6 protein-coding genes are annotated in these 11,403 nt (G+C 71.6%); 3 read left to right on the forward strand and 3 right to left on the reverse strand.

What is annotated here, in order from left to right; genetic code table 11:
- Positions 1-21 precede the first annotated feature (21 nt).
- The 3 genes from ACH4T9_RS23375 to ACH4T9_RS23385 all read left to right on the forward strand — a co-directional run bounded on the left by ACH4T9_RS23375 (position 22) and on the right by ACH4T9_RS23385 (position 2,770).
- Positions 22-1,083 (forward strand): LD-carboxypeptidase, encoded by a 1,062-nt coding sequence (locus tag ACH4T9_RS23375; protein WP_396671808.1) that lies wholly within the window; start codon positions 22-24, stop codon positions 1,081-1,083.
- 19 nt (positions 1,084-1,102) lie between these two features.
- A complete protein-coding gene (locus ACH4T9_RS23380) occupies positions 1,103-1,348 on the forward strand; it encodes a phosphopantetheine-binding protein (RefSeq protein ID WP_396671809.1) in 246 nt (81 codons plus the stop codon).
- A gap of 87 nt (positions 1,349-1,435) precedes the next feature.
- Complete coding sequence (locus ACH4T9_RS23385) at positions 1,436-2,770, forward strand: nucleotide sugar dehydrogenase (RefSeq protein ID WP_396671810.1); 1,335 nt, start codon at positions 1,436-1,438, stop codon at positions 2,768-2,770.
- A 79-nt stretch (positions 2,771-2,849) separates the two neighbouring features.
- Here the strand turns inward: ACH4T9_RS23385 and alaS are convergent, their stop codons facing one another.
- From alaS to ACH4T9_RS23400, 3 genes are all read right to left on the reverse strand, one after another.
- Positions 2,850-5,441 (reverse strand): alanine--tRNA ligase, encoded by a 2,592-nt coding sequence (gene alaS / locus ACH4T9_RS23390; protein ID WP_396671811.1) that lies wholly within the window; start codon positions 5,439-5,441, stop codon positions 2,850-2,852.
- A 21-nt stretch (positions 5,442-5,462) separates the two neighbouring features.
- Positions 5,463-11,015 carry an SDR family NAD(P)-dependent oxidoreductase gene (locus ACH4T9_RS23395; RefSeq protein ID WP_396671812.1) on the reverse strand — a complete coding sequence of 1,851 codons (5,553 nt, stop codon included), beginning with the start codon at positions 11,013-11,015 and terminating at the stop codon, positions 5,463-5,465.
- Positions 11,012-11,403 (reverse strand): phosphopantetheine-binding protein (locus ACH4T9_RS23400; RefSeq protein ID WP_396686857.1); only part of this gene is annotated, 392 nt, incomplete at its 5' end. The genes ACH4T9_RS23400 and ACH4T9_RS23395, both read right to left, overlap by 4 nt.

Here is an 11,403-nt window from a genome sequence, read left to right on the forward strand (position 1 = left end):
TCATCTGTAGGAGACGAATCGATGACGGAGCGGACACTGGACATCCTGCGACCGGCCCCGCTGGCCCCCGGCTCGCTGGTACGGATCATCAGTCCCGCGTTGCCCTCCATGGCCTTCGCCACCGTCCGGGCCGAGCGGGCCAGGGCGGCCCTGGAGGGGTTGGGCCTGCGGGTCGACTTCTCCCCGAACTGCTTCGAGGTCTCGGACGACGGCTGGTCGGCCGGCACCCCGCAGATGCGCGCGGACGACCTGCACGGCGCCTTCGCCGACCCGGAGGTCGCCGCCGTGCTCTGTGCCGCCGGGGGTTCCACCTCGGCTGAGCTGTTGCCCCACCTCTCCCCGTCGGTGTTCGCCGACAACCCCAAGCCGCTGATCGGGCGCTCGGACAACATCGTGCTCAGCGCCTTCCTGGAGAGCCGGGCCCGGCTCTCCTCCTTCGTCGGCGTGACCTACGTCTTCCAGTTCGGGGAGCTGGCCGTCCCCGGGGAGACCCTCACCTCGTTCCGGCAGGTCCTGATGGCCGACGATCCGGTCACGTACCAGGTGTCGGCCTCCCGGACGATGGGCGGCCGGAACTGGCGGTCGCTGGCCCAGGACGAGACTCCGCTGGAACGTCCCCGATCCGGCCACCACGACTGGCTCCGTCCGGGGGTGGGCAGTGGCCCCCTGCTCGGCGCGGAGTTGAGCGTCCTCCCGAGGCTGGTCGAGGCGGAGCTGCTGGACCCCACCGGTTGTGTGCTGTGGTGGGACCCCCTCAAGCCGGAGCTGTCGTACGTCCACGAGCACCTCGAGCGGCTGGCGAAGCTGATTGATTTCCGCACGTTGAACGGGATGCTGATCGGGGACAACCCATGGGTCGACTTCGAGGAGTGGTTGGCCCTGATCGCGGGGTTCGTCGACCGGCACCTCGGCGGTACGGACTTCCCGATCTTCGTCGGCGGGGACTGCGGGCACTACGACCCGGCGTGGGTACTCCCCTACGGCGACCGGCTGGTCCTCGACTCGGAGCGGGGCGTCATCTACCGGGACGGGGAACAGGCCGGGTACGGCGACCACATCCGTGGGGGGAAAGATGTCCGCTGACGCCAGCAACCTGGCGGCCGTGACCGATGTCTTCGAAGAGGTTCTCGGGAAGAAGGTCGGCCCGGATGACAACTTCTTCAAGCTGGGCGGGCACTCGTTGCTCGTGGTCCAGGCGATCGCACTGCTGCGCCACGCCCACAGCCTCAAGGTGCCCGCGCGGCAGTTCCTCGACCAGGGCACACCCGCCGCCATCGCCGGAGCCTGCACCGTGGTCGAGCGCCCCCAGACGGAGCACCACCGGGACGAGATGACCGCCGGCCGCTAGACATCCGCCGGAACGGAGAACCCGGGCGACAGCAGAACCGCCCGCGGGCGCCGGAGGCGCGCCGGGTGCGTATGAGGGCGAGAAGATATGAACGTTGTCACGGAACCGACGAATTCGACCAGTTACAGCGACGAGGGGGCCTTTCACCAGCGGGCCCTGGACCGCGACCTGACCATCGCGGTGGTTGGCCTCGGCTACACCGGTCTACCGCTCGCGCATGCCTTCGCTGCCACCGGCTTCACGGTGCACGGCGTGGACATCGACGACGTCAAGGTGCAGCAGCTCCGTCGGGGCAGGTCGTACCTGCCGGACATCAGCGACGAGCAGCTCCGCGCCGTCGCCGACCGCCTCCACCTCGCCCTCGACGCCCGGGATGTGGGCTCGGCGGACGTGGTGATGGTGTCCGTCCCCACCCCGGTCACCACCGACGAGCAGCCCGACCTCACCTTCGTGGACAGCGCCTTCGCCTCACTGGCGCCGATGATCGGACCAGGCACGGTGGTCGTGCTCCAATCGACGGTGCCGCCGGGAACCACCCGGCGCTGGGCGCAGCGGTTGTCCGCCGAGACCGGGCTCACCCTGGGCCGGGACCTCTTCGTGGCGTGCGCGCCCGAGCGGGTCAACCCGGCCAACCGGGACGGCTGGACGATCACCAACACCCCCCGGGTGGTCGGTGGCGTCAGCGCGGCCTGCACCCGTCGGGCCGCGACCGTGCTGATGTCGATCTCCATGGAGGTCACCGAGCTGTCCGACGCGACGGTCGCGGAGATGAGCAAGCTCCTGGAGAACAGCGCCCGGCTGGTCAACATCAGCTTCTCGAACGAGATCTCCGACCTCTGCCACAAACTCGGTGTCCCGGTGGACGAGGTGATCCGCGCCGCCGCCACCAAGCCCTTCGGGTACCTGCCGCACTGGCCGGGGCCCGGGATCGGGGGCGAGTGCATCCCGGTCGACCCGCTCTTCCTCATCACCGAGGCGGGGCGGCAGGCCGTGCCGATGCCGATCATCGAGGCCGCGCACCGGCAGGCCAGTGCCCGTCCGCTCAAGGTCGCCGTCCGCGTGGCGGAGATGCTGGCGCGGGTGGGTACGCCGATCGAGACCAGCAGGGTGCTGGTACTCGGTGTGGCGTACAAGCCGAATGTGCCCGACCTGCGTAACGCACCGGCCCTGAGCATCATCGGCCGGCTGCTCGCCAGCGGCTCCACGGTGGACTACTGCGACCCGTGGGTTGCCGAACTCGACGTCGACGGCACCGTCCTGAGCTCGCTCGACGTGCGGAAGCTTCCATTCGACGAGTACGACTGCGTGGTGCTGGTGACGCCGCACGAGGCACTCGACGGCACCATCGACTGGCAGCAGTGCCGGCTCGTGCTCGACACGGTGCACCGGGTGCCTGCGGCGCCCAACGTCGAGCGGCTGTGACCGTACGGCCCGGCCCGGCTCCTGCCGGGACGGAACGGGGCGGGCCGTCGAGCAGCCCGCCCCGCGTGCACCTGGCCGATCAGGCCGAGGCGAGTGCCTCGCGCAGCGCCTTGAGCGCCTCGTCGATACGGCTCGGGTCGCGTCCCCCGGCGACGGCGACGCGGCGGTCCCGCCCACCGCCGCCCCCACCGACCAGCTTTGCCGCCGCCCGGACGAAGGAGGGGGCGTCGCCGACCCGGTCGTCGACCGCGACCGCGAGCGCGACCGAACTGCCGTCCGCCGAGCCGATGAGACCCACCGCCGAGATGCCCGGCTCGTTCAGCACGGCCAGCGCGAGGCTCTTGAGCTGCCCCTGGTCGCGGCCGTCACAGCGGGCGACGACCAGCCCGTCGTCCGCCTCCCGGGCCAGGTCCCTGGCCAGGTACCGGTCGATCTGCGTGGTCAGCTGACGGCGTTCCCGCTCCCCGGCCTTCTGCGCCTCCTGCAACCGCCCGATCGCCGCGGGCAGTTGGTCGGGCGTGGTGCGGACCGCGCCGGCCGCCGCCTTCAGCAGCTGGCGCTGGCGACGGTTCTCCTCGAACGCCCGGGCACCGGTGAACGCCTCGATGCGGCGCAGGTTGGCGCCGACGGAGGACTCCGACGTCACTACCAGTTCACTGATCTCACCCAGGGCGGAGACGTGGGTGCCGCCGCAGAGCTCCATCGAGTGCTCCCCGGCGCGGATCACCCGCACCACCTCGCCGTACTTCTCGCCGAAGAACGAGATCGCCCCGGCAGCCTTTGCCTCCGCCTGGGAGGAGTGCTTGATCTCGACCCCGCCATTGCTGCGGATCTGCTCCGCCACCAGGTTCTCCGCCTCGCTGAGCTGCTCGTCGGTGAGGGGCGAGTGGTGGTTGAAGTCGAACCGGAGGTAGTCGGGTGCGACCAGTGAGCCCTGCTGGCGGGCCTGCGTACCGAGCACCTTGCGCAGGGCCCAGTGCAGCAGGTGGGTACCCGTGTGGCTACGCCGCAGCGAGGCACGCCGATCGGCGTCGACCGCCAGGGCGACGGTCTCGCCGACACCGAAGGTGCCCTGCTCCACCTCCACGTGGTGGCGGATGACGTTCGGCAGCGGCGCGTCGGTGTCGAGCACCCGGCCGTGCCCACGGGGACCGGTGACCGTGCCGGTGTCGCCGATCTGGCCGCCGCCCTCCGGGTAGAAGGGGGACGCGGCGACGTACACCTCCACCCGACCCGGCTCGGGGTGGGGGAAGACCCCGGTCACCTTCGCCTCGGTGGTGAGCGTCTCGTACCCGAGGAAGTCGGTCACGCCGTACTCGTCCCGGACCACCTTGGCGTTGGCCGCGCCGTTGTCGACCGCACCGGCCTTCGCATCGGCGCGGGCGTGGGTGCGCTGCTGCGTCATCGCGGCCTCGAACCCGGCATCGTCGACGCCCAGTCCCCGCTCCCGGGCGATCTCGCGGGTCAGGTCGATCGGGAAACCGTAGGTGTCGTGCAGCTTGAAGGCGACCTCGCCGGGGATGGTCGTCGACCCCGCGGGAACCGCGCTGTCCAGCATCCCGAGTCCCAACGAGAGGGTCTCCCGGAACCGGTGTTCCTCCCGCTCCAGGGTGCTCTGCACCTGGTCGATCACCTCGGTCAGATCGGGGTACCCCGAGTGCATGACCTGGGCGACGCGGCCGGCCATCTCCGCCAGTACCCCCCGACGGGCGCCAACCCGCTGGGCGTGCAGGGCGGCCCGCCGGATGATCCGGCGCAGCACGTACCCGCGCTCCTCGTTGGAGGGCACGACGCCGTCGGCGATCAGGAACGAGATGGCGCGGGAGTGGTCCGCCACGATGCGGAGGCTGACGTCACGCTCCGCGTCCGACCCGTACGTCGCGCCACAGAGCTGCTCGGCGTCGCCGATCAGGCGCCGCAGCACGTCGGTCTCGAAAACCGAGTTCGTGCCCTGGATGATCGGCAGGATCCGCTCCATGCCGGCCCCGGTGTCGATGTTCCGCTGGGGCAGGGGTTCGAGTTCGCCGCTCTCCGGCCGGTTGAACTCCATGAAGACGAGGTTCCAGATCTCGACGTAGCGTTCCTCGCCGCCGTGCGCCGGCCCGCCCTCGTGGCCCCACTCCGGGCCCTTGTCGAAGAAGATCTCGGAGGACGGCCCGCACGGGCCCGTACTGCCCATCTCCCAGAAGTTGTCCTCGCCCAGCCGGTGGATCCGGTCGGCGGGCAGGCCCACGACGTCCCGCCAGAGCTGCGCCGCCTCGTCGTCGCTGTGGTGCACCGTGGCCCACAGCCGGTCGGCGGGCATGCCCAGCACCTCCGTCAGGAAGTGCCAGGCGTGGGAGATCGCGCCTTCCTTGAAGTAGTCCCCGAAGCTGAAATTGCCGAGCATCTCGAAGAAGGTCAGGTGACGGGTGGTCCGGCCGATGGCCTCGATGTCATCGTGCTTACCGCGTACCCGGACGCACTTCTGCGAGGACGTGGCCAGCCGGTACGGCGCGGCCTCCTCGCCGAAGAAGTATGGAAGGAACTGCACCATTCCGGCGTTCGTGAACAGCGGCGCGGCCGGGTGGGCCGGGATCAGGCCCGCGGATGACACCCGGGTGTGGCCGCGTTCGACGAAATACTGGAGGAACGCTGATCGTAGTTGATCCGCGGTCATCGGACCGGACACGGAACTACTCCTTTATCTCTTCTACTGGTCGAGCAGTACCCCCACGGGGCTGCGGAAGATTTCTGCGTCAGTCGCGAACCGGCCGAGAAGCTTCCGGAAGGAAGCGGCGCAATTTTCGGCCCAGGAAGCGGAGTAGCGGCTGGTCCGGTACCACAGTTCGCCGGTCAGTCCAGCCTCTCCCTCCGCAAGAACGATCTCCCAGTCACGCATCACCTTGTGATGATACGGCGTGTCGAGCTGCATCGGCTGGTACCGTACTACGCCCGCCTGGGGCCGCCAGTAGTTCTGGTAGAGAAGATAGCACTGGAACGTGTCGTTCAATCCCAGCCCGATGAAGGGTGGAACGGCCGTGACCAGGTCCTCCAGGGGATAGTTGCCGTGGTCGTGGAACCCGACCAGGCTGTGGTGCACCCGGCTCACCAGATCCCCGACCCTGACCCCGGAATCGATCTGCACCCGCAGCGGCAGCGGGTTGACGAACACGCCGACGATCTCCTCTGCCTCGGCGCTGGGGCGGCCCGCCGCAGTGGTGCCGAGCACCAGGTCGTCGTCCCCGGTCAGCCGGTGCACCAGGACCGCGTACGCGGTCATCATGAGACCGAAGGGTGTGGTGCCCAGGGCGGCGGACCGGTCCCGCAGCGCAGCCGACGTCGCCTCGCCGAGGGTGAAGGTGAGCAGCTCGCCCCGGTCGTCGGCCGTCCCGTCACCGACGTCGCCCGGCCCGCTACCGACGTCGCCCGGCACCCTGGTCGGTGCCGGTGCCCCGGCGAAGTGCTCCCGCCAGTACGACCGGGCGGCCAGCAGCGCCGGGCTGCGCAGGTAGTCCCACTGCGCGGCGGCGTAGTCCACGTACTGAAGGGGCGCTTTCCCGGGCTCCGAGTCCAACTCCTCCGCCACGTCCCGCAGGAAGATGCTCGACGACCAGCCGTCGAAGAGGACATGGTGGGCATGGATCAGCATCGCGTGGCGTCGTCCCTCGGCGAGGCGGGCGATGGTGACCTCGAACGGTGGGGTCCGGCCGAAGTCGAACCAGCTGTCCCCGGCGGTCTGGACGAGCCGGCTGATCTCGGCCCGCTGCTCGGCCTCGGTAAAGGCCGACAGGTCCAGGAGCTTCACGGGCTGACCCTGGGTCACCGACTGACGCCAGGTGTCGCCCCGGCGGTGGAAGACGGTACGTAGTCCGCTGTGGCGGTCGATCGTCCGTTCCACCGCCCGGACGAGCTGCTCGGCCGGGTACCCGCACTCGACCTCGACGGCGAGGTCGAGACCGCCGTACCCCTCGGGCAGCAGCTCCAGCCAGCGGCGCTGGGTGCTCGACGTGGGGTGATCGGCAGCCGTGGGCGTGGGCGTGATCAGGAAGCCGGACGCCCGGTCCGGGGCGGACACGACGCGGCTGACGAGCGCCTCCAGCCCGGTCACGCTCAGCGAGCGGAGCGCATCGGCGAGCGCGATCCGGACCCCGGTCCGGTCCCGGAGCCGGGTGACGATCTGCAGGATGGCCAGCGACTCCAGCCCGTCCAGTCGCAGGTCGCGGTCGTGGTCGGGCGGTACCGCGCCGAGCAGTTCGGTCAGGACCGCCCGAACCAGGCCACCCGGGTCGGCCATGGTGACGGCGCTGTCCGGCACCGCCGCCTGAGGGCCCATGCCGACCTGGTCGGCGACCTCGACCAATCGGGCATCCAGGTCACCGGTGGACACCCAGACGACGGGACCGCCTACGGACAGCAACCGCCGGAACACCTCGTGACCGTCCCGGGCGGTCAGCGCGTACCGGGCCGGGCCAACCGGGTCCGGCACGGCGTCGTCGCCGTCGGTCCACGCGTCCCATCCGACGCTGACCCAGCGCTCGTCGCCGGCCGCGTGCCGCCGCGCGGCGAACTCGTCCAGCGCGTCGTTCGCCGCGACGTACGGACCGAACCGCACCCCGCCGAGGACCACGGAGAGGCTGGAGCAGAGCAGCACGAAGTCCGCGTCGTCCGGGGCGAGGGCGTCGTGGATCGCCTGGGCGCCGTCCATCTTGGCGGCTGCGACGACCTCGACCAGCTCCGGTGCGGCGTCCGCCGCCAGCGGGAACGCCGCCCGGTCGGTGAAGCCGGCGGCGTGCACCACGCCGTCGATCCGTCCGAACCGGGACCGCAGGTCGGCGAGACAGGCGACGACCGCGGCGGAGTCCGTCACGTCGACCGACCGGTACTCCAGGCGCGACCCCGCCTCCCGCAGCCGCGCCGTCAGGGCGGTCACCTCGTCGTGGACCGCACTCCCGGCCCGGCGGCCCAGCACCACGACCGTGGCCGGCACCTCCCGGGCCAGGGCCAGCGCCATGGCGCGACCCACCGGCCCCAGCCCGCCGGTGATCACGTAGCAGCCGGATTCCCGCAGCGGGCGGGCCCGCCAGTGCGGCCAGGACCGGCGGAAGCCGAGCTGTCGTACGCCCGTGGTGTCCACGGTGAGCACGGTGCCGTCGGTACCGGCGGCCAAGGCGTCGATCAGGTGACCAGCCGCCAGGTCGAGCTCGTGCCCCTGCATGGGGGCACTGAGCGTCACAGCGGTCCAGGCACACCCGACGTTCTCCTGCGGCAGCACCCGCGCCACGGCGTGGGCGAGGTTCCTCGCGGAGAGGCCGGAACCGCTTTCGTCGTCGCCGGTCACCAGCCACACCCGGGTACCGGTCGCCTGCCGGCCGAGCAGGTCGGCCAATGCCGCCGCCCGGCGGAGCAGGTCGTGCGGGTCGTTCCCGAGCCACCACAGCACGTCCCGTGGGCCCCCACTCGGTGGGGCGGACGTGACGTGGTCGAGCGGTACCAGCGTGTGCCCACGGGACACGGCGGCCCGCAGGAATGCGTCGTGCTGCGCGCCCGGCGCGCCGTGCCAGGCGATGGTCAACGGCGCCGCCGGTGCCGCAGGCCGACTCAGCAGGGTCCGCTCCGGCTCGTACAACCAGGCACCCGGGTCCGGCAGCCGGCCCGCCGGGGCACTGCGCTCCCGGCGGGCCGGCTGCCCCACCGGCCACCGTCGACCGTGGTCGAAACAGGTCGGCGGGAGCGCCGTCGCGTACCGGGACGGGTGGGCCAGCCGGGCGAGGTCCACCGCGACGCCGTGCGACCACAGCTCCCCCGCGGCGACGAGGACTGCCCGGCGGTCGCCGCCCGGATCGTCGGCACCCCGGCCCGAGGCGACGACGGCGCGGACCCGCCCCGCCAGCTCGTGCGAGATCATCCGACCGAGACCGGTGCCGGGGCCCACCACGAGCACGACGACGTCGTCGAGTTCGGCGACCCGGGAGAGTTGCTCGGTGAAGCGGACCGGCGAACAGAGCTGGGTGGCCCAGTAGTCGGGCGTGGCGATCCGGTCGCCGATCCAGTCGCCGGTCACGTTGCTCACGATCCGGACGGCGGGCGGGGCCAGCGCGAACGAGGAGAGGTAGCTACGCAGCAACCGGGCCGGCTCCCGCATCGCGGGGCCGTGCGGTGACCGGCGGATGTTCAGCGGCCGGAAGAACACCTCCGACCGGGTCAGCTCGGCCTTGAGTGCGGCCACCTGGGGTACCGGTCCGGTCACCGCGGTCAACTCGTGGCCGTTGACCGCCGCCACGGTCAGGTCCCCGGTGAGACGCTCCTCGACGTCCCGTACCGGCAGCGCGACGCTGATCGTCTCGCCGAGCGGCGCCTCCTCCATCCGTCGGCTGCGTTCGACCACGAAGGCCAGGCCGTCGGCGAGGCACAGCACGCCGGCATACACGGCCGCCACGATCTCGCCGAGGCTGTGACCGATCACGGCGTCGGCGGACACCCCCCACGAACGCCACAACTCGACCGTCGCCCACTCCACGGCGAACTGCGCCGGCTGGAACCGCGACATGTCCTCGTACCACCGGGCCAACTCGGCGCGGTCGTGCTGCCCGTACAGGTCGGCACGGATGTCGAAGCCGGCCAGGTCCCGGATCACCTCGGCGCACTCGTCGAGTGCCGCGCGGAAGACCGGTTCGGTGCGGTAGAGCTCCGCCATGCCGTCCACGACGGGCTCGCCCTGGCCGGGAAAGGCGAACACGACCGTGGGGGTGGCTGCGGCGACCACCGGCCCGGGTGTCGCGGTGAGTGCCCCGGCCGCCTGCGCGGGTGAACCAGCCACCACCCAGGACCGGTGTTCCCGGGCCCGCCGGTCCAGGCTGAGTGCCCGTCCCACCTGCCCCAGGTCGGATCCGGGCCGCGCGGCCAGCCAGCCGGCCAGCCCGGTTGCCTGGTGTGCGACGACCGCGGACACATGGCCGCTCAGCGGCAGGAGCACGTCGCCCGCGGGCGCCGACGGGGCCGGCTGCCGATCCGGGGCCTCCTCCAGTACGACGTGCACGTTCGTTCCGCCCACGCCGAAGCTGCTCACCCCGGCCCGGCGGGGCGTACCGTCCGTCTCCCACCTGACCGGCGCGGACGGCACCTCGAAGCCGGCACCGTCGAGGTCGAGAGCCGGATCGGCCCGCTCGAAGCCGGCCATCGGCGGGATGGTGCGGTGCTTGAGGGCCAGCACGGCGCGGACCAGGCCCGCCACGCCCGCCGCCCGGTCCAGGTGCCCGCAGTTCGCCTTGAGCGAGCCGAGGCGGCACGGTCCGGGCCGGTCCGGATCGAGTTTGAAGGCGCGGCGCAGCCCTTCGATCTCCACCTCGTCGCCGAGCTGGGTACCCGTCCCGTGCGTCTCCACGTAGCCGATGGATCCGGCATCCACCCCCGCGACCGCGTGGGCGGTGGCGATCGCCTCGGCCTGGCCGGTGGGGGACGGGGCCATGAAGCCGACCTTGGTGGAGCCGTCGTTGTTGGTCCCCGAACCCAGGATCACGCCGTGCACCCGGTCGCCGTCGTGTTCGGCGTCGGCGAGTCGCTTGAGGACAACCAGGGCGGCACCGCCACCCGGTACGGTGCCGTCCGCGTCCGCGTCGAACGGGCGGCACCGCCCCGACGGGGAGGCGATCATGCCCTCCTCGGTCGGATAACCGGACTCCTGGTCGCCCGGGAAGGACACCCCGCCGGCGAGGACGACGTCCGCCTGCCCGGACAGCAGGGCCTGCACCCCCAGGTGCACGGCCACCAGCGACGACGAGCAGCCGGTCTGGACCGTCATGCTCTCGCCGCGCAGACCCAGCCGGTAGGAGAGCCGGGTGGCGGCGAAGTCCGCCGAGGTGGCCAGCACCCACTCGTAGGTGCCCGACACGGAGTCGGCCGGGGCGGTGGTGGCGGTGGGTGCGCAGGCGGCGTACACCGCCACCGCCCCGGCGGCCCTGGTCGGGTCGATCGACGCGTCGTCAAAGGCGTGCTGGGCGACCTCCAGCAGCATCCGCTGCTGCGGATCGGTCATCTGCGCCTCGTGCGCGGGGACGCCGAAGAAGGCGGCGTCGAACCGGTCGGCACCGTCGACCACGCCCCGGTACGGCACGAGTCCGTCCCGGCCGGACACCCGCCGGACGCCGGACCCGCCACGCACGCTGAGTTCCCACAGCGCGTCCACGTCGTCGGCGCCCGGGAAGCGGCCCGCCATCCCGACGATGGCGATCCGGTCGTCGTCTGCGACTGCCTCTCGGGCGCTCATGGGTTCCGTCTCCGCTCTCGCCGTTTGGCGCGTTGTTCCGCGACCGCGCTCAGGCGGTCGTCGTCCGGTTGATCGCTGCTCAGCCGGCGACTGAGCGATGCGATGGTCGGGTGCGTCATCAGGTCGAGGACCCGCACGTCCGCGTCGAACTCCGCCCGGATCCGGGCGGCCAGGACGGAGAGGCTCCGGGAGTCGCCGCCGAGGTCGAAGAAGTTGTCGTGGATGTCGATGTGGTCGAGTTCGAGGGTGTCGCGCCAGAGGTCGGTGAGGCGGCGTTGGAGGAGGGTGGTGGGGGTGGTGGTGGTTCGGGGTGTGGTGGGGGTGGGGGTGTGGTCGAGGTGGTGGAGGGCGGTGCGGTCGATCTTGCCGTTGGCGGTGGTGGGGAGGG

The sequence above is a fragment of the Micromonospora sp. NPDC020750 genome, from assembly GCF_044334565.1.
Classification (GTDB): domain Bacteria; phylum Actinomycetota; class Actinomycetes; order Mycobacteriales; family Micromonosporaceae; genus Micromonospora.